We start from the raw sequence: 25,311 nt of genomic DNA, 5'->3' as shown, positions 1-25,311 counted from the left end.
ATGCGGCATATACTATTGAGGTAAGAAGTTCCACTATGAAAGGATGTTGATGCCAAGTGAGCAAGGATTTAGGCATCTTTTCGTTGTTTACAGTCAGTTTGTCGGCAATGGGCTTTCTGTTTGGTGGAGCAGGATATTTACTCATGATATTAGTGACACTCATGGCTATAGAATTAATTTGTTCAAGCCTAAGAGAATCTGTGACTGGACAACTTACGATGAAGCGTTTTTTGACCAGGCTTGTTCGAAAGGTTGTGACGATTTCTTTAATATCCATGGCACATTTCTTCGATGTCATGCTGAAGACTGGGGGGACAATTAAGGATTTAGCGCTCATCTTTTATATTATTTATGAATCGTACCAGATTGTCTCAACAGCCAGAGCTCTCGGAATTCCTATTCCACAGTTGTTTATTGATGTGTTAGACATGATGAAAAATAAATTGCGCAAAAAGCCGTAATTTCTTCATATCTGGTCATACTAAAGGAAAAAGGATGAATCAGATGGCGACACACACATACTATGTATCCGTTCAAGACGGATCAATCTCACAGCACAGAGACGCGGCTGCTTGGCAATTTCAGATAGAAGCAGATGATGACCAAATCTTGCAGTTAAGAGAGTATTTTGATGAACAGTATATGACAGATTGGAAAGGTTTCTTTCGGGCGCATGTTCCATTTCTTGAATATCATTATGATAGTCCAAACGACGAAATGGACAGGAAAAGAAAAGAGATTTACTCGATGATTCATGATCTCGGTAACGAAGAGACAAAGAACTTTATTGAGACCAATGGACTGATGAATTGAAAAAGCATGTAGACAAACCCTCGCATCCTTTGTCAGGTGCTCATGAATGTCAAATTCGCTCTGCGCCAGTACTCGTCCTTCCTAGACTGCAAAGGTTTTCTATCACGCTGAAAAGAAGACAAAAGGCTAAAAGAAAGTTCATTTTAGCCTTTTGTCAACGATCTGAAAGTATGTAGAGACATTCTACATGCTTTTATTTTCGAGGCTGTAAGATACCCCCGATTAGATCACTGATTCCGCCTCTATTTTCCTGCTGTGAGTTGGTGATTTCGTGTGAGGTACTCTGACTCTGGGGTTTGTACCGGTTATCATCTATCCCGACCCGCATTCCAGATGTTCGTTCAGATGGCTGGATAATCACAATTTGGTCCTGTTCATGAAATTCAAACAAGTAGGATTCGCCCGATGTTTGTCCAATGAACGTTTTCCAGTTCACATCTAATTTGACTTTCGGTGCTTTGCCCGTCCAAGCGACAATAGCGTCAGGATCTACACGGCAAGGTGCTTTTAAAATCAGCGGGTTTCCATTTGTTTTGATGGCAACCTGCGCCCCGTGACCTTGATACGAGAGCTTTGAAGTAAATAGCCCTTTCTGTGATAAGATCCCAACGCCTACTGGTGTCACGCCATAGTGACATTCTTCAGTAAAGGCAAGTAAATCTTCACTTTCCACGCTAACATGTTGCCAAGGACCGTTCGGCTCAAGATTGATGACGGTCACATGCTCGCTAGAATCAGCCAAGTAGCAAGTGCCTTGTCCACTCACTTCCATCATCTCAAGGTTTTCACCTGTTAATTTTCTGCTAATATGATTAAATACTTGGCTGACCACATTTCCTTTATTCGTCCCAAGTAATCGTTTACGGTATTGAAATGTACCTTGATCGGCAATCATAGCGCCTTTTTTAGCAAAAAAGATCCCGTTGCCTTCTGCTTGTAAGGTCAGTTCTTCGATCGTGTTGAAATGAAATCCCATTTGTGCCAGCTCCTTTTCTTTGTCAAGATGTGAATCCGTAGATGCGGCATAGGTCGTTTAAATCAAGGGTCGTACCTTGTCCGGTTGCGGTGATTTTCCATTCGTTCTCAACTCTCGTTAGTTCAGCACAAATGATGGATGTACAAAATGAATAATCCTCTGTTAATTGAAAGGTACAAATCTCCTGTTGTGTGATTTGATCTGAAAGGCGCAAGTAGGCATTGGTCACCTGTCCAAAATGATGTGCCCGCTCGTGTGCATCATGTATCGTGGCTGTTACGACGATTTTCTGAATATCGGGTGAGACTCTGCTCAGTTGCATAATAATGATCTCATTGTCCCGATGGCCTCCGCCGACCTGATGATCACCTAGATGGCGAACAGCTCCATCTAAGCTTTGCTGCTGATGATAATAGATCAGGTGTTTTGGAGACAGAAGCTTGTCCTCTTCATTTAAGAGAAACACTTGCGTATCTAAATCAATTGGCTGACCACATAAGTCCCAGCCAAGTCCGATATGAATTTGATCTACATTTGGATTGTCTTTTGTTAAATCTAACTTTTGTCCTTTCATGAGGTGTTTCTTCACTGTCTCAAGAGAAGCGTCTTCTTTCTCATGTTGCCTCATTGGCCATGCTTTGTTATTTTCTTGTTTTGATCCATTTGTGATGCTCATGCTGGTTTCCTCCTCGTCTGTGTAGGACAAACACTTATTAATTTACGTCATCATGGGCAAAAGGTTTCATGATTAAAATGGGATGAGGATGGAGATGATAAAAAGGTTTTAGCAAGAATACTTATTTTACATACAGACGAGATAGAAGTACTCGTTTGTTTCACTTTTCATAAAAATTCTTCAGAGAAATGTGATCTGTGGTATGATGTTTTACAAGAAGCAAGGACAGGATATGAGGGATTTCACATGCATGTATTTAAAGACTATTATCATAATACGGTCAAGCTCTCTTTTGAAGAGCAGCCTTTTTCAAGTCATCCTAAGCATGTTTGGGCTATTTGCCGCTATCAAGGAAAATGGCTACTTACTGAACATGAGGATCGAGGCTACGAGTTTCCAGGAGGGAAAGTAGAGCCAAATGAAGAAGCAGATCAAGCCGCTATACGAGAGATTCACGAAGAGACGGGTGCTGTTGTTCGTGAATTAACGTATATTGGTCAATATCAGGTGCTTGGCAGAGAGAAAATCATTGTCAAAAATATTTATTTCGCTGATATTGAAAGGCTCGTCAAGCAGGACACGTATTTTGAAACGAAAGGACCCGTTCTTTTCGCAGACTTACCAAGATCCATCGCAAAAAATAAAAATTTCAGTTTTATTATGAAAGATGATGTCTTGAGACAAAGTCTTGCTTATTTAGAAAAGAACGGTTTGATTCGTTAAAAAAAGCGTAGGGACATGACCCTGCGCTTTTTATTTTTGCAGAAAACGGCGTTCCAGCCATTCAACAAGCTGATACATGATGGTGGCGAAGACGGCGATAATGAAAAGACTTAAGAACACGAGTGTAAAGTTGAAGACTTGAAAGCCATAGATGATCATATAGCCGAGTCCTTTTGAGGAAACAAGGAATTCTCCCACAATGACCCCAACCCAAGAAAGACCAACATTGACCTTAATGGCAGAGATCATCGTTGGAATACTTGCTGGCAAAATGACCTCACGGAAGACCGTTCTTTTTTTTGCGCCAAAGGTTTTCATGACTTTTAAATAATTCTCATCGACTTCTTGAAAGGCTGTATAAATGACGATGGTGGTAATGATCACACTGATAATGGCACCCATCGCGACAATGCTGATCATGCCTGGTCCAAGGGCAACAATTAAAATGGGGGCGAGAGCGACTTTCGGCATCGCATTTAAAATAACCAAATAAGGATCAAGTACATTTGCAAGACGGGTGGACCACCATAAGGCGGCGGCTAATAAAATGCCGCAAAAAGTACCAAGTAGAAAGCCGAGCACTGTTTCAAATAGTGTAATGCTCATATGATTGATTAATGAACCATCTGATAATTTTTGTACAAACAATTGGCAGACGGCAGATGGTGAACTGAAAATGAGCGGGTCAATCAGTCTGAAATGGCTCGCAAGCTCCCAAAGCGAAAAGAAACTGGCGAAAATGATCAACTGGTAGACTCGCGTCATGCGTTTTTCCATTCGAACTTTTTTTCGATAGGCTTCATGTAAAAGGTCACTGTGTTTCAACTGTCTTCAGCTCCTTCCAAATCGTTTGAAAGAGCTCTTGGAAACTTGCTGTCTGTCTCGCTTCAAAAGGAGAGAGCGTCCTCAGATCATCTGGAACCGTAAACATTCGCTGGATAGAGCCGGGATGCTTTGAGAATAAGAAAATGCGATCACTCATCGCAATGGCTTCGCCGATGTCATGCGTGACAAGAACAGCCGTTTTTTGGTAGTTTTTTAATGTGTGAAAGACGAGGTCTTCTAATGTCAGTTTCGTCTGGTAATCTAGTGCTGAAAATGGCTCATCTAGCAGAAGCAGTCCGGGATCAACTGCAAGCGTTCGGGCGAGAGCCGCACGCTGCCTCATCCCGCCTGACAGCTCCTTCGGGTATTTATCTTCGACATCATTGAGTCCAAGCTTTGGCAGTAAGCTAAGGGCAGCTGAGGTGGCTTCATGTGAATCTTGTTTTGCAATTTTTAACCCGAGAATGACATTTTCCTTGATCGTTTTCCATGGGAACAAATAATCTTGCTGGAGCATATAACCGATTTGATGCTCCTGTTGATTCGGTTCTTTTCCTTCGATTAAAATTCGACCTTCAGAGGGTGGCGTAATGCCTGCGATGATGGAAAGCAAGGTTGTTTTCCCGCATCCGCTAGGACCAATAAATGAGATGAATTCACCTTGAGTGATCTCCATATTGATGTGCTGTATGGCCGTTGTTTTTTCTTTTAAAGAGAAGTACGTGTGGGTCACATGGTTAATTTGAAGGAAAGACATGTGCTACCTCCTGTTCTATTTGTGATCTGTGACCTTCTTGGCAATGGATGAATCGACAAGTTGTTTGTACGGGATAAATTCCGGCAGTTCACCACTTGCCTTCATGATTTCCTGTAATTTGTTCCATTCCTCTTCATTTAGAAGGGGATCTGTTGCATAGGAGTTCTGCTGTTTGTAGCGTTTGATAGCTGTTGATAAGACATCAAGGTCTGTATCAGGAAATTGAGATTGGATTGTCTTGGCAATCTCCTCTGGGCTCTTTGCTTTGACCCATTTTTGCGCTTGGTAAATGGCACGAGTAAAGGCTTCAGCTGTCTCTTTGTTTTCCTCTAAGTAACTCTTCTTTGCCATAAAGGTGGTATAAGGCACCTTGCCGGAAGCCTCACCAAAGGAGGCGGTAATGTACCCTTTGCCTTCTTTTTCAATTAAGGAAGCTGTCGGTTCGAATAACTGCACAAAATCGCCAGTTCCAGAGGAAAAAGCACCTGAAATGTTGGCAAAATCAATATTTTGAATCATGCGAAGATCTTGTTTCAAATCAATGCCTTCTTTTTTCAGGACATATTCACCGACCATTTGCGGCATGCCGCCTTTCCGTTGTCCGAGAAAGTCTTTTCCTTTCAATTGATCCCAAGAAAATTGATTGATTTTTTCCCTTGAAACAAGAAATGTACCGTCTGTTTGTGTCAGCTGTGCAAAGTTCATGACAGAGTCTTTCGTGTCTTGTGCTTCCACATAAATAGAAGATTCAGATCCGGTCAGAGCGATATCAGCGCCGCCGGATAAGAGAGCTGTCATTGTTTTATCGCCGCCCCAAGTGGTTTTTAATTCAACCTCTAAGCCTTCATCTTTGAAAAATCCTTCGGATAGGGCGACATAAAGCGGTGCATAGAAGACCGAATGGGTCACCTCGGCTACTTGTACGGTCTGCTCTTGGTCTTTTTTACAGGCGACAAATGGAATAAAGAGCAGGACAACGAATATGAATGCCAGTCTGACTTTAATGGAACGATTCAAGAGTAATTCGCCTCCTTTGTTCTAGGTCACTAATTAAAGTATGTCAAAAGGGATTTTTGGTGAGTGCCTAGATGAAATAAGAAGCGCATTGTTTATTTATAGAACATGTCTTTTTTTCTATACTAGAAGCATGAATGCTTTCTTGAATTTGGTAGAAATAAAGGAGCGGTTTCGTGTATAGATTGAGTTGGGTATTTGTTGGATGGTATGTAGTGGGTCTTATTTTAATGGTCTTTTTTGAAGTGCCGGCATGGCTTCAGTTTGCGAATGGTATCTTTCTTGTGCTTTACGCCTGCTGCGTCATTGAGATTGGACGAAATATCTACGGGGCATGGAGCTTTGTGATCGTAAGAGCAGCCATTGTGGGTGTGTTGACGTTTACGGTTGAATGGGTGGGAATCACAACTGATTTTCCTTTTGGGGCCTATGATTATTATCCGACGCTAGGATTTCTTGTGGCGGGAGTGCCTTTGACGATCGCTTTTGCATGGGTTGGTGTGTTTTTAAATAGTCTTTTTTTATCAAGACAACAATCGAAGTGGAAGCGAGCCGTCGAAACGGGTATATGGATTGTGCTGCTTGATCTCATATTAGATCCGGTAGCGGCTGAACGAAAGTTTTGGGTGTGGTATGACGGCGGAGGTTTCTTTGGTATCCCTTTTGAGAATTTTGTCAGCTGGGGTATCATTGGAGCAGGACTTTCATTTCTGTTCCCGCTCGTTTCCATTGATCAGCAGGCATTGCGCTGGAATGGACGTATTTATCAGGCCATGGTGTTCTTCTTTGGTCTTTTAGCATTAAAGGGCGGGCTGGATGTCATTTTTTATTTAGCACTGATCATTGTCATCTTGTGTGAAGGAAGGGTTCGATTTGAAAGAAAGCGACAAAAACCGATCGTTTAGACGACTCTTTTATTTTTATCTTAAACGATATTTACTGAACAAACATTTTCGCTGTGTCATGATGAAAGGTACGGTTGACCCAAAGGAGAAGCATCCTGTTCTTTATCTCGCTAATCACAGTTCATGGTGGGATGGACTGATCATTTTTCTTTTAATAGAACAAATGTCTGAGCTGGATCATGCCATGATGATGGAAGAGAAGCAGTTGAAGCAATATGCTTTTTTTCAAAAACTTGGTGCATTTCCAGTCCATAAAGAGAAGCTGAAAAGTGTCAAGCAGGCATTAATGACCGCAAAGGAGAAGATGGAGGCTGGCGGGGGTGTGTGGCTCTTCCCGCAGGGGAAAATTATGCACCAAGACATAAGGCCGATTGAACTGGAAGGCGGAGCTTCTTTTTTAGTCAGGCAATTTGAGCAGGTCGTCATAAAACCTGTAACGCTGCATTATACATTTAATCAATTTCAAAAACCAACGGTATCGGTTGAGTTTGGAGAAGATGTCCTAGTAGCTGGCGGATCACTTCGCAGTAAGGAAGTAACAAGTTTACTCGGAGACCTGCTTGAAACACAGTTAAACGCACATCAAGCACAGATTATTGCTGATCCAGATTTTTCAACAAACGAACAATTTAGGCAGGTGACAAGGACAAGCCGGTCAACTAGTGATGCGTTTGATTCCTTTAAAAAGTGGGTGAAAACATGGCGGTCTTCTTAATTGTCATCAGTGTTTTGCTGCTCTGCCAATTGATGTTTACGATTTGGAATATGAAGCAATTTCCTGTACTCAAGCCGGCATCTCTTTCACCTGATGAACCCATTTCATTATCGATCCTCATTCCAGCGAGAAATGAAGAAAAACGGCTGGAAGCCTGCCTTCAGTCGATTGTTGATCAGCGTCTCCATCCGAAAGAGTTGATCGTGCTGGATGATCACTCGACAGATCAGACGAGAATGATTGCAGAGGGATTCGCAGAGACATATCCATGGATTCACGTGCAGTCAGGTCAAGTACTGAAACGAGGATGGCTTGGAAAATCATATGCTTGTTCCCAGCTTGCTGAGGCAGCATCTTCTGATTGGCTGTTATTTTTAGATGCAGATGTCCGCTTAAAACAAGGAGCTATTGAAGCGGTGTACAAGCAGTTATGCATACAAAAAACGGGCATGCTTTCAGGTTTCCCAGAGCAAAAAACGGGAACGCCTTTTGAGCATCTTGTCGTTCCTATGATGATGTTTACGATTGGCTGCCATCTGCCAGTGAAGTGGGTCAAAACATCTCAACATCCTGCTTTTGCCGCAGCACATGGCGGCTTTATTGCCATTGAAAAGAACTGTTATCACGAAATAGGTGGTCATGAAGCGATCAAGGATTCGCTCGTGGATGATATGGCTTTGGCTAAACGAGTGAAAGCGAAGGGCTTTCCGTTCACACTGGCAAGTATTCATTCTTTTGTCTACATGAGAATGTATGAGAGTGGACAGGAAGTATGGGAAGGATATCGGAAAAATTTGTTCCCGGGAGTGAATCGAAGCATTGCTTTGTTAAGCAGTGTCTTTTGTTTATACTCCGTCCTTTATGTAGTTCCTGTTATTTGCTTTATGATCGCACTGATTCATTTTGATGTGGTCAATCTCTGTTTAGCCCTTCTTTGCTACGGGCTTGGTGTATCCATTAAAGCGGTCATTGATATCGAAAATGGAAGAACGTCTACGATGGCCTTTTTATTGCCTGTCAGTATCATGAGCCTGATGGCCATTGGTTTTGCTTCTATGAAAATTGGGCTGAAAAAAGAAGGCTATGAATGGAAAGGAAGAAGGTACGAATGAAAAAAGTGATCATTATTGGCGGCGGACTTGGCGGGTTATCGGCTGCGATTCGCTTACAGTCACGCGGTTTCCAGGTCACCATTTTAGAAAAAGAAGCTTCTTTAGGCGGGAAATTACAACGCCATCAAGCGTCTGGCTACTCTTTTGATTTAGGACCGAGTACCATTACAATGAAGGCGTATTTTGAGGAAGTATTTACCTCCTGTCATAGGCGAATGGAGGATTATGTGACGTTTTATCCGATTTTTCCCCTTACTAAAAATGTTTTTTCAGATGGACATACGGTCGAGTTTACGCCAGATATTGAGCAAATGGAATCACAAATTGCAGTTTTTAGTCCAGAGGATGCAAAGCAATACCGGGCATTTTTACAGGAATCGAAGAAGCTTTTTCAAATGGCAGAGGAACAGTTTTTAAATCGTTTATTATTGACCTGGAAGGATAAAGCGGATGTCAAGCTAATGAAAGCCCTTCTTGCTGTCAAACCTTTTACATCTGTTCAGCGCTTGCTGCGTCAATATTTTCGTCATCCTCATACATTGGCGATGTTTGGCCGGTATGCGACTTACATTGGCTCTTCTCCATACGAGGCACCTGCTATTTTTAATATGATGGCTTATTTAGAAGGAGAAAAAGGCATTTATGGTATTAAGGGCGGTACGTATCGTTTAGTTGAGGCATTTGAGACACTGGCAAAGGAATTGGGTGTCCAAATTCATCTCAATGAATCGGTCAAAAAGATTCATGTAAAGAATAAGCGAATCCAAGGAGTTGAAACGGATCAGCAGTTATATGAGGCAGATCAAGTCATTGCGGGGGCAGATGCACTGACTGTTTATCGCCAATTAATTGATGAAGAAGACCGCCCGAGCTTTGGAAATCAAAAACTGGCAAACATTGAGCCATCGTTATCAGGTTTTGTTCTTTTGTTGGGCGTCCCTAAAGTCTATGAACAATTGTCTCATCACAACGTGTTTTTTCCAGAGAATTATGAACAAGAATTCAAGGATATTTTTCAGAAAAAACAGCTTCCTCATGATCCGACGCTTTACATCTGTTATTCAGGTCATTCAGAGCCAGCTTTAAGCGGAGGGCCAGGAAGAAGTAACTTGTTTGTATTAGCCAATGCGCCATATGTGACAAAAGAGCAAAATTGGGACATGCTAAAGGAGACATATGGCCAGCATATGAAAACAAAACTAAAGGAAAAGGGTCTCTTTGATCTTGACCAGCTTGTAGAATTTGAAGCGGTACAAACCCCGCTTGATTTACAGCAAAAAACGGGAGCGTATCATGGGGCCATTTATGGCATGTCGTCAAACTCATTCAAGCAGGCATTTTTTCGCATCAATAATCAATCAAAGGATATTGAAGGACTTTGGTTTGTTGGCGGCACAAGTCATCCAGGCGGCGGCACTCCGATGGTGACAAAATCAGGACAGCTCGTCGCAGAAGCCATCATCAAGCATTTAACGTAACACCGAATGAAAAGGAGAGAATTCAAGTGATTGTGGAAAAGAGAAGGTTCCCGTCGCCACATCCGCATATTCACTTATATACAGTGACATATGAGGCCGATGGACTTCGGATGAAGGGGCTGCTCGCTGAACCGGCCGGAGAAGGTCTCTATGACGGTTTTTTATATTTACGGGGCGGCATTAAAAATGTGGGAATGGTTAGACCTGGCCGAATTGTGCAATTTGCTGCGCAAGGGTTTGTCGTCTTTGCGCCCTTCTACCGAGGGAATCAAGGAGGCGAAGGGAACGAGGATTTTGCCGGAGAAGACCGGAAAGATGCATTTGCTGCATTTCAGCTGTTGAAACATCATCAAAAGGTGAAGCAGGAGCGCATTCATATCTTTGGTTTTTCCCGTGGCGGAATTATGGGCATATGGACCGCTGTTGAAATGAAGCATGAGGCCGCTTCCTTTGTGACATGGGGAGGCGTAAGTGATATGAAGCTCACCTATGAAGAACGTGTGGATATGAGAAGAATGATGAAGCGTGTGATAGGAGGTCCTCCGCATAAGATACCAGAAGCATATGAGGCTAGAACGCCTTTGAATCATGTGCACCAAATTGAAGCACCTGTCCTAATCATTCATGGGGAGCTGGATGAGAATGTATCCATTGAGCATGCGTATTTATTAGAAGATGCCCTGCGTCAGCATGGCAAGTCTGTGGAAACATGGTATTTTCACGGATATCATCATTATTTCCCGCCACAGCATAACCGGGAGATTGTCAGACGGTTGACGACATGGATGCACAGCCGAAAAGGCGGAAATGTGGTAAAATAAACGGTAGAAAGAAATATAGAAAGTAGGGGGATTTTCATTATGGGAATGCCTGTTGAATTTAATACAATGATTGTCACAAAAGGAAAAGAGACAAGAATTGAAGAAAATGTGTTTGAGCTCATGAAGGAAGGGTACCGCATTTATCCATTAAATATTCCGCTTGAGGTGCGTAAAACGAAAGACGGAGAAAAAACGGGAACAGCACATGTTGAAAAGCTGGAGCTCACAGACAATATCACGAAGGTGACATACCGTCTTATGTCATTGCATTCAACGAACTAAAAAAGCTGAGGGATTCATTCCCTCAGCTTTTTCCTTTTGATTAGACGAGTGGTCCGCCTTTTGCTTCAATATCACTTGCTGCATGGCTGAATTTTTTGAAGTTCTTTTTAAATTCATTTGCAAGGAAGTTTGCTTTTTCTTTGTAAGCCTCTTGATCGTCCCATGTTTTAGCAGGCTGAAGCACTTCATCTGGCACTCCTGGAATATGAAGCGGGATGTGTAACCCGAAGATGTCGTCAGTGATCATTTCAGCGTTGTCAAGATCGCCTTCGATCGCTGCCTGCACCATTGCTCTTGTATGAGCAAGATTCATTCGTTTGCCCGTACCGTAGCCGCCGCCAGTCCAGCCTGTATTCACAAGGAATACCTTTGCGCCGTGCTCATCAATTTTTTTACCAAGCATTTCAGCATAGACATGAGCAGGAAGTGGCAAGAATGGTGAACCAAAGCAAGTAGAGAACGTTGTTTCTGGTGACGTCACGCCACGCTCAGTTCCCGCTAATTTACTTGTGTAACCGCTCAAGAAGTGGTACATCGCCTGTTCTTTCGTTAAACGGCTGATTGGAGGTAAAACGCCGAATGCATCAGCTGTTAAAAAGACGATGGCAGATGGGTGACCTGCAATACTTGGTTTCACGATGTTATCAATCATTTCGATTGGGTAAGCCGCACGTGTATTTTCAGTAAAGAATGTGTCATCATAATCTGCTTCACGTGTTTCTTCATCAAGTACTACATTTTCAAGCACTGATCCGAAGCTGATAGCTTTGTAAATTTGTGGTTCTTTTTCTTCACTTAAGTTCACACATTTTGCATAGCATCCGCCTTCAATATTGAAGACACCTGTGTTAGACCAGCCATGCTCATCGTCTCCAATCAGCTTGCGGCTTGCACTTGCAGAAAGCGTCGTTTTTCCAGTACCTGAAAGGCCGAAAAATAAAGCAACATCGCCTTCTTGACCGACGTTAGCAGAGCAGTGCATTGATAAAATATCTTGTTCAGGAAGCAGGTAGTTCATAACAGAGAAAATGGATTTTTTCATCTCACCTGCATATTCTGTTCCACCGATCAGAATCGTCCGTTTTTCAAAAGAAACGATAATAAACGTTTCAGAGTTTGTGCCATCTGTTTCAGGATCTGCTTTAAAGTGAGGTGCAGATAAGATGGTGAAAGGTTTTTCGTTTGATGATGGTGTTGATCCATCAGGTCTGATGAATAGTTGCTTTGCAAAGAGATTGTGCCAAGCGAATTCATTTACAACTGTAATTGGCATACGGTATTTTTCGTCAGCACCGGCAAAACCATCAAAGACAAATAGTTCATCACGTTCTTTTAAGTATGACACAACCTTTGTATATAAACGATCAAATGCCTCTTTCGAGATCGGCTGATTGACTTGACCCCAATCAATTTTATGTTCAGAGTTTTCTTCTTTTACGATGAATTTATCTTTAGGCGAACGTCCAGTGTAGGCACCAGTTGTGGCGCGGACAGCACCAGTTGAAGTTAAAACGCCTTCATTACGTGCCAAAATCTTTTCAACAAGTTTCGGAACAGATAAATTTTGGTGCGTATTTTCTAATGAGAGCAATGACTGCAAATCTTCTTTTAAATCCACTGAGTTCATAAAAAAACCCTTCCTTTACCGTTGAATTTGTTTGTTTTGATTAGTATAACACATTGATAATAATAGTCTATACTATTTAAACATTTTTGTGTGTGTTTTTTCATTTCTGCTATGAAAATATGCTTTTTGGTGATGCTAATGATGAGGTGAAAAAAAGGGGAGATAATTCCTATGAACCATTGACATGACGCAAGGGTTTAAGATAAGATATCTTATTGAACGGATACTCTTATCCCGAGTTGGTGGAGGGACAGGCCCGATGAAGCCCAGCAACCGGTTTCTTATGAAAAAGGCATGAACATGCTGAGAAACCAAGGTGCTAACCTGATGCAAGGTACAAGAACACCTTGAGCGATAAGAGTGAAAGGCATGCGATCTCAGACCCTTTCCTCGCAATGAAGGAAATGGTTTTTTTATTTTTGGGATATCATATGAACAAATTGCCAATAACATCTCTAATATAAACATGTTGAAATATAAGAGGGAACGAGTTCCGTATCATATTGGAGGCCTCATCTTGGGATGATGTGGTCTTGTACAGGAGGAAATAGCCATTATGAGTCAAAATCGTCGTTTATTTACTTCAGAATCAGTGACCGAAGGACATCCAGATAAAATCTGTGATCAAATTTCAGACAGCATTTTGGATGAAATTTTAAAGAAAGATCCAAATGCACGTGTTGCCTGTGAAACTTCTGTAACAACCGGTCTCGTATTAGTAAGCGGTGAGATTACAACGTCTACTTATGTCGACATTCCAAAGACGGTGCGTGACACGATTAAGGAAATTGGCTACACACGTGCGAAATATGGTTTTGATGCGGAAACATGTGCGGTTCTTACATCAATTGATGAACAGTCTGCTGATATTGCGCAAGGTGTAGACAAAGCGCTTGAAGCACGTGAAGGAACAATGACTGAAGAAGAAATTGATGCGATCGGTGCAGGTGACCAAGGTTTGATGTTTGGTTTTGCAAACAACGAAACTGAAGAGCTTATGCCACTGCCGATTTCTCTTGCACATAAATTATCTCGCCGTTTAACAGAAGTACGCAAGAATGAAACACTTGCATACCTTCGTCCAGACGGAAAAACTCAAGTAACAGTTGAATATGATGAACAAAACAAACCAGTTCGTATTGATACGGTGGTTATTTCTACACAGCATGCACCAGAAGTGACGCTTGAACAAATTCAAAGCGACTTAAAAGAGCATGTCATCCGCCCTGTCGTTCCAAGTGAACTGATCGATGAAGAAACAAAATACTTCATCAACCCAACAGGCCGCTTTGTCATCGGTGGACCTCAAGGGGATGCTGGTTTAACTGGACGTAAAATCATCGTTGATACTTATGGCGGGTATGCTCGTCACGGTGGCGGTGCTTTCTCTGGTAAGGATGCAACGAAGGTTGACCGTTCTGCAGCATATGCGGCTCGCTATGTAGCGAAAAACATCGTAGCAGCTGGTCTTGCAGATTCATGTGAAGTACAGCTTGCTTATGCAATTGGTGTTGCACAGCCTGTCTCCATTTCAATTGATACATTTGGAACAGGAAAAGCCTCTGAAGAGAAATTAATTGAAGTGGTACGTGCAAACTTTGATCTTCGTCCAGCCGGCATTATTAAAATGCTTGACTTACGTCGTCCGATCTATAAACAAACCGCTGCATATGGACATTTTGGCCGTCATGACTTGGATCTTCCATGGGAAAAAACGGATAAAGCCGACACGCTTCGCAAGGAAGCATTAGGAGAATAACAACATACAAAACCGCTTATTTTAAGCGGTTTTCCTTTTGATTAAAAAAAATTCTACAAAAAGCGTAAAAATGTGAAACAAAATTGGACAAAATACTGTCTAATTATAGGTCTACTTTTAAGAAATAACATAACGTGGAGGCAATAATATGTGTGGGTTTGTTGGTGTATTTAATCACCGTCCATTGTCCGAAACTACTGAGCAGGAAGAGTTAATTAAGCAAATGAATCGTCTCATCGTTCATCGAGGTCCGGATGATGAGGGGTACTTTCATGATGAGCATGTAGGATTTGGATTTAGACGTTTAAGTATTATAGATGTTGAACACGGAAAGCAGCCGCTTTCTTATGAAGATGAAAAATATTGGATTATTTTCAACGGAGAAATTTATAACTATGTGGAGCTGAAAGAAGAGCTTGTGAAAAAAGGCTATACGTTCAGCACAGATTCTGATACGGAAGTCCTTCTTGCCACATATCGTCACTATAAAGAAGAAGCGGCATCGAAGCTTCGCGGCATGTTTGCCTTTTTAATTTGGGATAAAGAAGCGCAGTTATTATATGGCGCAAGAGATCCTTTCGGCATTAAACCGCTCTATTTTACACAAATAGATGACCAAGTGTACTTTGCTTCTGAACGCAAAAGCTTAATGGCTGTGAATGAGAACATTTTATTTGATGAGACTGCTTTGCAGCAGTACATGTCTTTTCAGTTCGTTCCTGAGCCAAATACACTTGATCAAAAAGTGCACAAAGTTGAGCCAGGTCATCAGTTTACACTGCGTCCAGGCCAAGACATTGCATTTAAGACTTACTGGAAAGTTCAATTCAAACCTGAGCAAACACAAGAGCAGAAATTAGTAGAAGAAGTACGTGATGCTATCTATGATTCTGTAAAAGTCCACATGAGAAGTGATGTGCCTGTTGGTTCATTCCTATCAGGCGGGATCGATTCTTCTTTCATCGTGTCGGTCGCAAAGGAATTTCACCCTGAACTGAAGACATTCTCTGTTGGTTTCCAGCAGGATGGATTCAGTGAGGTGGATGTAGCAAAAGAAACAGCTGATAAGCTGGGATTGCAAAACTTTAGTGCTGTGATTTCTCCTGAGGAATATATGAATGAGCTTCCGAAGATCGTCTGGCATTTAGATGATCCTTTGGCTGATCCAGCGGCGATTCCATTGTATTTCGTGGCAAAAGAAGCGAAAAAACAAGTCACAGTTGTTCTTTCAGGTGAGGGAGCAGACGAGCTGTTCGGTGGATATAATATTTACCGTGAGCCGCTGTCTCTAAAGCCTTTTGAATCTGTACCATCCATGCTGAAAAAGCTTCTTCTTCGTCTGGCTCGTTTAATGCCAGAAGGAATGAAAGGGAAGAGCTTTATCGTTCGCGGCTGTACGCCATTAGAGGAACGTTATATCGGCAATGCAAAAATCTTTGAAGAGCCAGTGAAGAAAAACCTCTTAAAGCAGTATGATCCGAACATCACGTATCGTGACGTGACGAAAACATACTTCGAGGAAAGTGCAGGCTACAGTGATATTAACAAAATGCAATATGTTGATATCCATACGTGGATGCGCGGGGATATCCTGCTTAAAGCAGATAAGATGACAATGGCGAATTCTCTTGAGCTTCGTGTTCCATTCCTTGATAAGGTCGTATTTGAAGCAGCTTCTAAAATTCCAGAAGAGCTGAAAACGAAAGACGGCACAACGAAATATTTATTGCGTAAAGCAGCAGAAGGCATTGTGCCGGACCATGTGTTAAACCGTAAAAAACTAGGTTTCCCTGTGCCAATTCGTCATTGGCTGAAAAATGAGATGAACGCTTGGGCGAAAGATATCATTAAAAACAGTCAAACAGATGAATACATTAACAAGGCATATGTTCTTGATTTATTAAATGATCATTGTGCTGGAAAAGCAGATCATAGCCGTAAGATTTGGACTGTCCTGATCTTTATGATCTGGCATAGCATCTATGTAGAGCGCAGCATTGATCCAGAGCAGTTGAATCACCAGCCGAAAGAAGTTATTTTTAGCTAATGAAAAAGGTTTTCAGCTTTGTGCTGAAAACCTTTTTTGTCATGATAGAAAGTGGTGGAAAAGGGTAAAATAACAAGCGGTACACAGTTATTGCTTAATATCCTGAAAAAAACATGATAAAGTGAAGATACATGTATGATGTTAACGCGATAAAAGGGAACGATAGTATTGTCCTTTTTCTACATATTCTCTGCGGATACGATCCATGTCTTGGATATCTTCATCTGTTAACTGGCGAACGACTTTGGCTGGACGGCCAAAAGCGAGTGAACCTTTTGGGATGACTTTTCCTTGCGGGACAAGGCTGCCTGCACCAATAAAGGCTCCTTCGCCAATTTCCGCACCATCGAGAATGATGGATCCCATGCCAATGAGGGCATTTTTTCGAATGATAGAGCTATGTAATGTGACTTGGTGTCCAATGGTAGCACCATCTTCAATAAGAAGTGTTTTTCCAGGACTTTGATGCAGACAGGATAAGTCTTGAATGTTGACGTTTTTTCCAATTCTGACAGGAGCTACATCGCCTCTAATGACCGTTTGGAACCAAACGCTTGAATATTCTCCTATTGTGACATCACCTGTAATGGTGGCGTTTTCTGCAACAAAGACCGATTCATGAATCTCAGGTGTAAACTGATGATATGGATAAATCACTTTTTCGACTTCCTTTCTTAATACAACATTTGTGAGGTGTTTACTTTGTGGACTTGGCATGCTGAAAGACCGGTTGGTACAATTGTCATTGTACATGGTGCTAGTGAATATCATGGCCGATATAAATGGCTGATCGAAATGTGGCGAAATGCAGGCTATCACGTCGTCATGGGTGACCTGCCTGGGCAAGGGACATCGACACGTGCGAGAGGCCACATTCGTTCTTTTCAAGAATACATTGATACAGTGGATGAATGGATTGAACATGCGAAGTCGTTCAGACTTCCGACATTTTTACTTGGACATAGTATGGGGGGACTGATTTCGATTGAATGGTTCAAGCAGTATACCCATACGAAGATTGATGGCCTTATTTTATCATCACCTTGTTTAGGTCTGCAATTTAAACCGAAGAAGCTGATGGATTTTGCGTCAAAAGGGCTAAATGTGCTGGCGCCGTCTTTTAAAGTCGAATCCGGGCTGTCGATCGAACTTGCCACACGGAATCAAGATGTGATAGAGGCAGATTCGAATGATTCGCTTTATGTGACGAAGGTGTCGGTTCGCTGGTATCGAGAACTGGTGAAAAATATCGATGCGGCGATGCAGCCAACGAATGTCTTTCGGTCGATTCCGCTCCTGCTCATGCAGGCAGGCGATGACAAGATAGTAGATAAAACAAGAGTGATGAAATGGTTCAATGGCATTGAATCAACCAATAAATCATACCGTGAATGGGAAGGGCTTTATCATGAAATTTTTAATGAGCCCGAGCGAGAAGATGTGTTTAAGGCGGCAAGAGCCTTTACTGATCAATATATTTAATTGTGAGCTTAAGTTGGGGGTGGATTGATTTGTCAGTACCAGAACGTCCTTTTGCACTGATGACGAAGGTGTATAAAGATATTTTTCCGCTAGTTCATCAGGAGCTAAAAAAGTGGCGGGCTCATGCAGAAATGATTGAAAATGAAGAACTGAGAACGCAGGCACTAGCGAGCATATCCAGTAAAACCTTTCACTGTGAAGGCGGGGGAATTTTATCTCTGCTTGCAGGTGAAGCGAAGGAAACGTGTATTGAATTCATTGTGGCGTACCAAACGATTAGCGATTATTTAGATAACTTGTGTGACCGCAGTACATCACTTGATCCAAAGGATTTTCATATGCTGCATCAGGCAATGAGAGATGCACTCGATATTCATGCGGAGCTTAAGCCGTATTATCAATTCCGTGATGATCAAGAGGATCATGGGTACCTGCATGCGCTAGTCAGGACGTGCCAAGATGTGCTGTCACGTCTAGCGCATTATCCGATCATTCAGCCCTATTTACATACGCTGTGTGATTATTATAGTGATTTACAAGTACATAAGCATGTGGTTCCTCATGAGCGTGAACCTCGATTAGAGTCATGGTTCCGCCAGTATGAAAAGGATTTACCGAAAATGGAGTGGTATGAGTTTTCCGCATGTGCAGGATCAACGCTGGGCATTTTCTGTCTTGTGGCTTATGCACTGCAGCCTGATTTTACAGAGAAGCAGGCGAAGCAAATTTACGAAAGCTATTTCCCTTATATTCAAGGTCTGCACATCTTACTGGACTATTTAATCGACCAAGAAGAGGACAGGCTGGAAGGCGATTTGAATTTTTGCTCGTACTACAACTCTCATCATGAGATGATGGATAGACTACAGCATTTTATTGAAAAAGCGGATGAACAGTTGAAAGGCATTCCACACGAGAATTTTCACAAACTAATCAATAGAGGGTTACTTGCGGTCTATTTGTCTGATGAAAAAGTGACAGCTCAAAAAGAGATGAACAAGCTGGCAAAGCGGTTGATCAAATCAAGCGGGAAAACATCGTTCTTTTTCTATATCAATGGCAGAGCCTATCGAACCTATCAGAAAATGCCTTGGATGAAATCTTCTTAACGTATAAAATAAGCTCATCAGCTTGTAGAAAATGTTTTTCTACAAGCTTTTTTGTTTTGAACTGTTTCGCTTTGGACCATGTACAGTTCTTTTATGATTACAATCCTCTTATTTGCTGCCGATATTATTCTTAGTGTACGAAAAATAGGAGAAAAGTATTGATCGTATCTACTCCTTATGACGTATATTTGTTGAAAAACTTAAAAAAGGGGAAGGTCGAATATGTCATTTTTTAAAAAGTTTGCAGCAAGTGTAGGAATCGGTGCAGCAAAAGTGGATACAATTTTGGAGAAAGATGCGTATGAACCGGGAGAAGAAGTAAAGGGAACAGTCCATGTGAAGGGCGGAAAAGTGCCTCAAGATATTCGCTATATTGATTTAAAGTTGAAAACATGGTACACCATTGTAAAAGATGATGAAGAGCAGCGAAAACACACAACCATCCATTCTGTCCGAGTGACTGAATCATTCACAATTCAGCCTGGGGAAGCCCATCAGTTTACATTCTCATTTCACCTTCCTCTTGATACACCAATGACTGTAGGTAAAGTAGAGGTGGCTGTTGTGACAGACCTTGATATTCAAGGTGGTATTGATAAATTTGATCATGACCGCATTTTCGTAAGCGCGCACCCTTGGGTGAAACGTGTGCTTGAAGCTGTTGGAAACTTAGGCTTTCACCTTCATGAAGCAGACTGTGAAGAAGCACCTTATTTTAGGCGCCGCCTTCCCTTTGTTCAAGAGTTTGAGTTCATACCGACTTCCGACTATTATCGTCAAATGCTTGATGAGTTAGAGGTGATTTTCTTCATTGATGAAGAGGGGCTAGATATCATTTTTGAAGTCGACCGTAGAGCAAGAGGGCTGCGTGGCTGGCTGGAAGAAATGTATAATGACGGAGAACAGCTTGTACGTGTCCGCTTTACTCAATCAGAGCTTGCAGATGCAGAAGAGCTGGAAGTAGTGCTTGAAGAAATCATTGACCAATACGCTTATTAAATAAAAAAAACTCAAATCCATTAAGAGGATTTGAGTTTTTTTTCGATGGCTACCACAAAGGGCGGATCGTTTTGAATATTCATGTATTGATAAGAGATCACCTGTACTTCTTCGTGATGGAGTGTTTTGCAATAATCAAGAAGGATGTCCTTCTCTTTTTTTCCTTCGGGATGACCGTGGTAAATCACAAGAACGATCAGACCTCCAGGCTTAAGCCAATCCATGAGCTGGTTGATCGCTTCAATGGTCGTATGGGCCTGAGTCGTGACGGTTTTATCGCCTCCTGGTAAGTACCCAAGATTGAACACTGCACCAGATATGTGACCATAAGCTTCGGCTGGCAGATGCTCAGCAAGTTGTTCATGTCCGTCATGGATCAGGTGAACGTAAGGGTAGTGCTCACCAAGTCTTTTGCTTGTTTGCTCAATGGCTTCCTTCTGTACATCGAATGCGAAAACTTGTCCATCCTTCCCGACAAGGTCAGCTAAATAGCGTGTATCATGGCCATTTCCCATCGTTGCATCAATGACAATATCGCCTTTTTGACATGCACGTTCTAACAGTTCTTTACTAAAAGGGAGCATCCGTTTTAAAATCATTTTGCCGCTTCTTCCAATCTGATGAAGCGTTTGCCCTGGTAGCTGTTACGCCTTTCAAGCTCAGCATTAATGGCATTGAGCACTTCCCATTTATTCACACTCCACATTGGACCTACCATTAATTCAATGGGACCATCGCCTGTAATACGATGAATAATCATTTCTGGCGGCAGGATCTCCAGCTGGTCACAGACAAGCTGAACATATTCCTCTTGGCTGAGAAATTCTAGTTTACCTTTCTCATATTGCTTCACCATCGGTGTTCCTTTTAACAGGTGAAGTAGATGAATTTTAATTCCTTGTACATCTAAATCAGCGACAGCTTTTGCTGTTTCCATCATCATATCTCGGTTTTCAAGAGGAAGACCGTTGATGATATGTGAACAGACTCGAATGCCATGTTTTCGCAGTTTTTCTACACCTTCTACGTAGCATTCATAATCATGAGCACGGTTGATGAGCATCGCTGTCCGCTCATGTACAGTTTGTAGACCAAGTTCAACCCATAGATACGTCCGCTCATTTAACTCAGCTAAATATTCCACGACGTCATCTGGCAGACAATCAGGTCTTGTGGCAATCGATAAACCAACCACTCCATCCAGATTCATGACGGTTTCGTATTTTTCTTTTAAAACAGGAAGCGGCGCATGTGTGTTTGTGTAAGCTTGGAAATACGCCATGTATTTTCCATCTTTCCATTTTGTATGCATCCGCTCCTTGATTTCATTAAATTGAGTGATGAGATCATCCGCCCGGTTCCCTGCAAAATCACCAGATCCTGCTGCGCTGCAAAATGTGCAGCCTCCATGTGCGACAGTACCATCACGGTTTGGACAATCAAAGCCGCCGTCTAATGCGACTTTAAATACTTTATGACCAAAGTGCTCACGCAAATGATAATTCCATGTGTGATAACGTTTTTCGCTGTTTGAATATAAAAAAGGGTTATGCTGATCCAAGTCAGTAACCTCCTTGCATAATAATAGGCATCCTTAAAGTTTAACAAAAATCACGAAAGAGGACAATTGAATCTGTCCAACATTTTCTTTAGTGAAAAAGCTTTACGTGGGCAAAATAGGCGAGAGCAATGATGAAATGGAGGGATGGCTAGATGGCAACTAGAAAATCAATCGATGAATTTGTCCAAAAAAGCACTGAGACTCTTGAGTTTGCAAGCGAACAGTTTGATTTGAGCTCTCGCCAAGAACATTATAACGTAGAAGAATTTTCAAAAGCGCAGCTCATGCTTGAGGATGCGGTGAATGAATTAGAAAAGTTAAAAGATGTCGCCAATGATCAGCAAAGAGAACGTTTAGACAGAACGCGTGTACAAATTCAAAGTCTGCAAAACCAAATGATTTTAGGTATTTCATACGAGAACGAATGATGAACAGATCCTTCTTTTAAGGGTCTGTTTTTATTTTTTGGCTGTTTTCGCAAAGATTGTTGTTTTTGGATATATATTTGTAATAGGTTTTTGTTCTGTTAAAGTATGTTATATATAGAAATTGCAAATATCTTCAAGGGGGTAGAAGAAATGTTGGAGACTCTTCCTGATTGGTTTTGGGCATTATATTACTTGTTTTTCTTAGCAACATTAGGAACCGCAATATTCAGTGTTGTGAAAAATAAACATAGGGGATTGTCCATTCTAACCATTGTATTTACTGTTACAATTCCGATTATTAGCCTGATAAATAGCATTGGTAGAGTAGAAGGAATGAATGAATTTGAACACTTATTTAGTCAATTGCGACAGGGTGCAGTTTGGTCTATCTTTACAGTTATAGGCTATATATTTTTATTAGTATGGTGGGTGCTAATCCTGTTCAAAAGCAAGTCCAAAAACAAAGTAATAGTATCTAATTAAAACATTGTAGAGACCTCAATATTAGGGGTCTTTTATTATGCACTTTTTCAGGCGATTATGAAAGTGATTAACGTGTTGAACACCCTAAACCAGAAGCAAACCTGGCTTCCGAAAGCTTTTAAGTAGCTTCGTCATTTTATCTGGTTCGTCTGCCTATTTTTTTCTAGAGTCCCTTGACTTTTCAATCAAGTGTCTATATTGTATTAAGTGTACTACATCAACTAATACACTACAGACACTTAAACGTGAAGAAAGGTGTTTAACCATGAAAAAAGAAAAAAAACCAATCAATTTAAAGTGGATGGTGCTGGCTGTTGCGTTAGCATGTACATTTTTTTTCGTTCTCGTTTTCATTGGTTTTGAAGTTCAAAAAGATTTTATTCCAAATTCGGTCCCTTTAATGCAAGGACATGATCAAGCGATAGGACTGCAAAAGCATGAATGAGAAAAGAGGGAGCCATCATGATTCAAATAGATCCAAGAAGCGCTGCACCAATATATGAACAAATCATTGAGCAATTAAAAATTTTGTGCTTAAAAGGCGTGATGAAACCAGGTGACAAACTGCCCTCTGTGAGAGAGCTTGCCACCATTATTATTGCGAATCCAAACACCGTCAGCAAAGCGTATAAAGAGCTTGAACGGGAAGGAATTATTGAAACATTAAGAGGCCGTGGAACGTATGTGACAGAAGGTGCACAGTTAAAGCTGAATGAAGGGAAGGTGTTAGAGATGAAGGAGCAATTAAGGCAACTCATTATTGAAGCTCATTATGCCGGTATTGATATTCATCAACTCAAAGAGTGGCTGGAGGAGATCAGCTCAAGTCTAAAAGGAGGAAAACAAGTTGATTGAGGTCAGAAATGTATCAAAGAAATTAAATGGACGTGAAGTACTCAGCAACGTTTCCTTCAAGATAGGCGAAGGAGAGATCTTTGGTCTGCTTGGCCGGAATGGCTCTGGTAAAACAACACTTCTTCGCTTGATTCAGCAAATCCTTCTTCCAGATGAAGGAGAGATTTATTTTAAAGATGTACTCGTAAAAGACCACCCGTTAGTGAAGCAAAATATTGTGTATATGCCAGTCGTAAATCCCTACTTTGACCGGTACAATTATGGACAGCTTGTAAAGCTGTTAAAACAACTGTATCCAAAGTTTGACGTGACATATGCCAATGAGCTTGTGAACCGGTATGAGATTCCGGAAAAAGTGAAATACCGTGAATTGTCGACAGGTTTAAAGAAACAGCTGTCTCTCATTTTAAGTTTTGCCATCAAACCAGCAGTCATTTTGTTAGATGAGCCGACAGACGGGATTGATGCAGTCACAAGAAATGACGTTCTTCAGCTGATGATTGACGAGGTGGCAGAACGACAAACAACGATTTTAATTACATCGCACCGTTTAGAGGATATTGAGCGTATGTGTAACCGAATCGGGTTTTTGGAAGGAAATCAGCTCACAAGTGTTATGGATTTAGATGAATTAAAGAATGACTACGTCAAAATCCAGATGGCATTTGAAGAGGATATGAACTTAAGTATTAGAAAAAAAGGCGTTGCCATCTTAGATCAAGCGGGTGTGTTCTATACAGCACTTGTACTCAAAACAGATGAAGAAGCAAAAGAGTATTTGAAATCGCTTGAACCAAAAGTCTGGCATGAACTGCCTGTAAATTTAGAAGAAGTATTCATTGCAAAGTTTGGAGGGAAACGCAGATGGTAAAGCGGCAATTGTTATATAAGGAATGGAAGCAGTCTGAGCTGACATTCATTTTAGTGATGCTTGTTGCGGTCTTTGCGACGCCATTATCCCTCTTAATGGAGTACTCAACCTTTCAAGATTGTTTGAATAACCGAGACTGTCTAATGGATACAACAACATTCACTTATATTTTTAAGACGGACGCATTTCTCTCACTTTCATGGGTCATGGGCATATTTTTTGCTGTGATTCAGCTAGGATTTGAAAGAAATAAAGGGCAGATGGACTTTACCGTATCCTTGCCGTTTAGTAGAAGTTCCATCTTTCACACAAAGTTTTTCTTAGGTGCTGGAATTATTGCAAGTGTTCATGCTGTTTCATACCTTCTCATTTATTTATTAAAATTAGGTCTTGGGCCAATAGAGACACCTGGATTTAACAGTCTTTATGTTTCTGCACTGTTGTCAGCCTTGATGATCTATAGTTTGTTTTTTGCAGCAGGTGCTTTAACAGGGAGTGCTATTTCTCAAGCAATCGTTGGATTTAGTACAGCTATTTTACCTTACTTAGTGATTGGTTTACCAATCCTTCATTTAGATTTTATCTTTAAAACAAGCGGGATGTGGCTGGATAAAATCTTTAATTTCTTGATCACGCCCATTTCCCCCATTACTTATATTACAGCTAACAGTTTTTATCAGGAATATCCGCTTTGGTTCAATGGTGAAGAATACATCGTTCCAATTGTCATGATGTTGCTATTTTACCTTATTGGCTTGTTTAGCTTTATTAAACATCCAATTGAACGAAATGGCCGATTCTTCCTTTATTCAATAATGGATCGCCCAATTCAAATTATGGTGATCGTGTTTGGCGTCTTAGGGTTTGGCTGGGTTGGTTTTTCCTCAGATTCATTAATTGGATATTTTGTTGGGATGTGCATCGGTGGAGCTGTAGGTGCACTGACGAGTTATTTCTTAATCTATCGAAAAAGATAAACAGAGAGCAGGGGAG

General features: G+C 41.3%; 29 protein-coding genes and 1 riboswitch. Of the genes, 20 read left to right on the top strand and 9 right to left on the bottom strand.

Annotated elements, in window-relative coordinates:
• The first annotated feature begins 56 nt into the window (after positions 1-56).
• Entirely contained in the window at positions 57-461 is a 405-nt protein-coding gene (locus NSQ11_RS14050) for a phage holin family protein (protein WP_039964161.1), read from the top strand.
• Positions 462-504: 43 nt separating this feature from the next.
• Positions 505-813: a hypothetical protein gene (locus NSQ11_RS14045; RefSeq protein WP_017358369.1), complete on the top strand. Its 309-nt coding sequence runs from the start codon at positions 505-507 to the stop codon at positions 811-813.
• Between the two features lie 193 nt (positions 814-1,006).
• Here NSQ11_RS14045 and NSQ11_RS14040 read toward each other — a convergent pair whose 3' ends face one another.
• Positions 1,007-1,789 (bottom strand): AIM24 family protein, encoded by a 783-nt coding sequence (locus tag NSQ11_RS14040; protein ID WP_019743674.1) that lies wholly within the window; start codon positions 1,787-1,789, stop codon positions 1,007-1,009.
• A 22-nt stretch (positions 1,790-1,811) separates the two neighbouring features.
• A complete protein-coding gene (locus NSQ11_RS14035; protein WP_050827614.1) occupies positions 1,812-2,465 on the bottom strand; it encodes a TerD family protein in 654 nt (217 codons plus the stop codon).
• A 246-nt stretch (positions 2,466-2,711) separates the two neighbouring features.
• Between NSQ11_RS14035 and ytkD the strand changes: the two genes are divergently transcribed.
• Complete coding sequence (ytkD, locus tag NSQ11_RS14030; protein ID WP_039964158.1) at positions 2,712-3,188, top strand: RNA deprotection pyrophosphohydrolase; 477 nt, start codon at positions 2,712-2,714, stop codon at positions 3,186-3,188.
• A 30-nt stretch (positions 3,189-3,218) separates the two neighbouring features.
• Here the strand turns inward: ytkD and NSQ11_RS14025 are convergent, their stop codons facing one another.
• From NSQ11_RS14025 to NSQ11_RS14015, 3 genes are read right to left on the bottom strand one after another with little or no spacing between them, the layout of a single operon-like run.
• Complete coding sequence (locus tag NSQ11_RS14025; RefSeq protein ID WP_007501924.1) at positions 3,219-4,013, bottom strand: ABC transporter permease; 795 nt, start codon at positions 4,011-4,013, stop codon at positions 3,219-3,221.
• A complete protein-coding gene (locus NSQ11_RS14020; RefSeq protein WP_144624977.1) occupies positions 4,000-4,770 on the bottom strand; it encodes an ABC transporter ATP-binding protein in 771 nt (256 codons plus the stop codon). The genes NSQ11_RS14025 and NSQ11_RS14020 overlap by 14 nt, the downstream gene beginning before the upstream one ends.
• A gap of 15 nt (positions 4,771-4,785) precedes the next feature.
• Positions 4,786-5,787 carry an ABC transporter substrate-binding protein gene (locus NSQ11_RS14015; RefSeq protein ID WP_213406956.1) on the bottom strand — a complete coding sequence of 334 codons (1,002 nt, stop codon included), beginning with the start codon at positions 5,785-5,787 and terminating at the stop codon, positions 4,786-4,788.
• Between the two features lie 173 nt (positions 5,788-5,960).
• On the opposite strand from NSQ11_RS14015, the gene NSQ11_RS14010 reads away from it, so the two are divergent.
• Genes NSQ11_RS14010 through NSQ11_RS13985 form a run of 6 tightly spaced genes read left to right on the top strand, consistent with a single transcriptional unit; the run spans position 5,961 to position 11,097 of the window.
• Positions 5,961-6,689, top strand: coding sequence for a carotenoid biosynthesis protein (locus NSQ11_RS14010; protein ID WP_017358367.1), 729 nt, complete (start codon positions 5,961-5,963; stop codon positions 6,687-6,689).
• Complete coding sequence (locus NSQ11_RS14005) at positions 6,658-7,404, top strand: lysophospholipid acyltransferase family protein (protein WP_252224472.1); 747 nt, start codon at positions 6,658-6,660, stop codon at positions 7,402-7,404. Before NSQ11_RS14010 ends, NSQ11_RS14005 begins: the two co-directional genes overlap by 32 nt.
• A complete protein-coding gene (locus NSQ11_RS14000; protein ID WP_046527564.1) occupies positions 7,389-8,516 on the top strand; it encodes a glycosyltransferase in 1,128 nt (375 codons plus the stop codon). The genes NSQ11_RS14005 and NSQ11_RS14000 overlap by 16 nt, the downstream gene beginning before the upstream one ends.
• A complete protein-coding gene (crtI, locus tag NSQ11_RS13995) occupies positions 8,513-9,994 on the top strand; it encodes a phytoene desaturase family protein (RefSeq protein WP_252224471.1) in 1,482 nt (493 codons plus the stop codon). Before NSQ11_RS14000 ends, crtI begins: the two co-directional genes overlap by 4 nt.
• A gap of 26 nt (positions 9,995-10,020) precedes the next feature.
• Positions 10,021-10,815, top strand: a complete 795-nt coding sequence (locus NSQ11_RS13990; protein WP_048003413.1) for a prolyl oligopeptidase family serine peptidase — start codon at positions 10,021-10,023, stop codon at positions 10,813-10,815.
• A 39-nt stretch (positions 10,816-10,854) separates the two neighbouring features.
• A complete protein-coding gene (locus NSQ11_RS13985; RefSeq protein ID WP_048003412.1) occupies positions 10,855-11,097 on the top strand; it encodes a DUF2584 domain-containing protein in 243 nt (80 codons plus the stop codon).
• A 40-nt stretch (positions 11,098-11,137) separates the two neighbouring features.
• On the opposite strand, the gene pckA is transcribed toward NSQ11_RS13985, so the two are convergent.
• Entirely contained in the window at positions 11,138-12,724 is a 1,587-nt protein-coding gene (gene pckA, locus NSQ11_RS13980; RefSeq protein ID WP_007501908.1) for a phosphoenolpyruvate carboxykinase (ATP), read from the bottom strand.
• A gap of 226 nt (positions 12,725-12,950) precedes the next feature.
• Positions 12,951-13,085: riboswitch (SAM riboswitch) on the top strand.
• A 195-nt stretch (positions 13,086-13,280) separates the two neighbouring features.
• Here pckA and metK point away from each other — a divergent pair.
• Both metK and asnB read left to right on the top strand, forming a co-directional pair.
• Positions 13,281-14,483, top strand: coding sequence for a methionine adenosyltransferase (gene metK, locus NSQ11_RS13975; protein ID WP_008342973.1), 1,203 nt, complete (start codon positions 13,281-13,283; stop codon positions 14,481-14,483).
• A 148-nt stretch (positions 14,484-14,631) separates the two neighbouring features.
• Positions 14,632-16,530 (top strand): asparagine synthase (glutamine-hydrolyzing), encoded by a 1,899-nt coding sequence (gene asnB / locus NSQ11_RS13970; RefSeq protein WP_017358361.1) that lies wholly within the window; start codon positions 14,632-14,634, stop codon positions 16,528-16,530.
• 141 nt (positions 16,531-16,671) lie between these two features.
• Here the strand turns inward: asnB and NSQ11_RS13965 are convergent, their stop codons facing one another.
• Positions 16,672-17,187, bottom strand: coding sequence for a gamma carbonic anhydrase family protein (locus tag NSQ11_RS13965; protein ID WP_008342977.1), 516 nt, complete (start codon positions 17,185-17,187; stop codon positions 16,672-16,674).
• Positions 17,188-17,232: 45 nt separating this feature from the next.
• On the opposite strand from NSQ11_RS13965, the gene NSQ11_RS13960 reads away from it, so the two are divergent.
• From NSQ11_RS13960 to NSQ11_RS13950, 3 genes are all read left to right on the top strand, one after another.
• Complete coding sequence (locus NSQ11_RS13960; protein ID WP_019743683.1) at positions 17,233-18,012, top strand: alpha/beta hydrolase; 780 nt, start codon at positions 17,233-17,235, stop codon at positions 18,010-18,012.
• Positions 18,013-18,041: 29 nt separating this feature from the next.
• Positions 18,042-19,121, top strand: coding sequence for a tetraprenyl-beta-curcumene synthase family protein (locus NSQ11_RS13955; RefSeq protein ID WP_017358359.1), 1,080 nt, complete (start codon positions 18,042-18,044; stop codon positions 19,119-19,121).
• 222 nt (positions 19,122-19,343) lie between these two features.
• On the top strand, positions 19,344-20,120 hold the full coding sequence (locus NSQ11_RS13950; RefSeq protein WP_254505681.1) for a sporulation protein: 777 nt from the start codon (positions 19,344-19,346) through the stop codon (positions 20,118-20,120).
• A gap of 20 nt (positions 20,121-20,140) precedes the next feature.
• Here NSQ11_RS13950 and NSQ11_RS13945 read toward each other — a convergent pair whose 3' ends face one another.
• Entirely contained in the window at positions 20,141-20,719 is a 579-nt protein-coding gene (locus tag NSQ11_RS13945) for a class I SAM-dependent methyltransferase (RefSeq protein WP_046344273.1), read from the bottom strand.
• Positions 20,716-21,681: a TIGR01212 family radical SAM protein gene (locus NSQ11_RS13940; protein WP_342501132.1), complete on the bottom strand. Its 966-nt coding sequence runs from the start codon at positions 21,679-21,681 to the stop codon at positions 20,716-20,718. Before NSQ11_RS13940 ends, NSQ11_RS13945 begins: the two co-directional genes overlap by 4 nt.
• 152 nt (positions 21,682-21,833) lie before the next feature.
• Here NSQ11_RS13940 and NSQ11_RS13935 point away from each other — a divergent pair, with 152 nt between their 5' ends.
• From NSQ11_RS13935 to NSQ11_RS13910, 6 genes are all read left to right on the top strand, one after another.
• Complete coding sequence (locus NSQ11_RS13935) at positions 21,834-22,109, top strand: YtzC family protein (protein WP_017367895.1); 276 nt, start codon at positions 21,834-21,836, stop codon at positions 22,107-22,109.
• 150 nt (positions 22,110-22,259) lie between these two features.
• Complete coding sequence (locus tag NSQ11_RS13930) at positions 22,260-22,592, top strand: hypothetical protein (protein WP_061419967.1); 333 nt, start codon at positions 22,260-22,262, stop codon at positions 22,590-22,592.
• A gap of 265 nt (positions 22,593-22,857) precedes the next feature.
• Positions 22,858-23,037, top strand: coding sequence for a hypothetical protein (locus NSQ11_RS13925; RefSeq protein ID WP_008342991.1), 180 nt, complete (start codon positions 22,858-22,860; stop codon positions 23,035-23,037).
• A 17-nt stretch (positions 23,038-23,054) separates the two neighbouring features.
• The gene (locus NSQ11_RS13920; protein ID WP_024719312.1) at positions 23,055-23,447 is read left to right on the top strand and encodes a GntR family transcriptional regulator; all 393 of its coding nucleotides are present in this window, start codon (positions 23,055-23,057) and stop codon (positions 23,445-23,447) included.
• On the top strand, positions 23,440-24,318 hold the full coding sequence (locus NSQ11_RS13915; RefSeq protein WP_007501894.1) for an ABC transporter ATP-binding protein: 879 nt from the start codon (positions 23,440-23,442) through the stop codon (positions 24,316-24,318). Before NSQ11_RS13920 ends, NSQ11_RS13915 begins: the two co-directional genes overlap by 8 nt.
• Entirely contained in the window at positions 24,312-25,295 is a 984-nt protein-coding gene (locus tag NSQ11_RS13910; protein WP_008342994.1) for an ABC transporter ATP-binding protein, read from the top strand. Before NSQ11_RS13915 ends, NSQ11_RS13910 begins: the two co-directional genes overlap by 7 nt.
• Positions 25,296-25,311 lie beyond the last annotated feature (16 nt).

Source organism: Bacillus sp. FSL W7-1582 (assembly GCF_038593325.1).
GTDB classification, from domain to species: domain Bacteria; phylum Bacillota; class Bacilli; order Bacillales; family Bacillaceae; genus Bacillus; species Bacillus altitudinis.
Note: the sequence above shows the minus strand (reverse complement) of the source record. Positions and strands in the feature narration are given on the sequence as shown.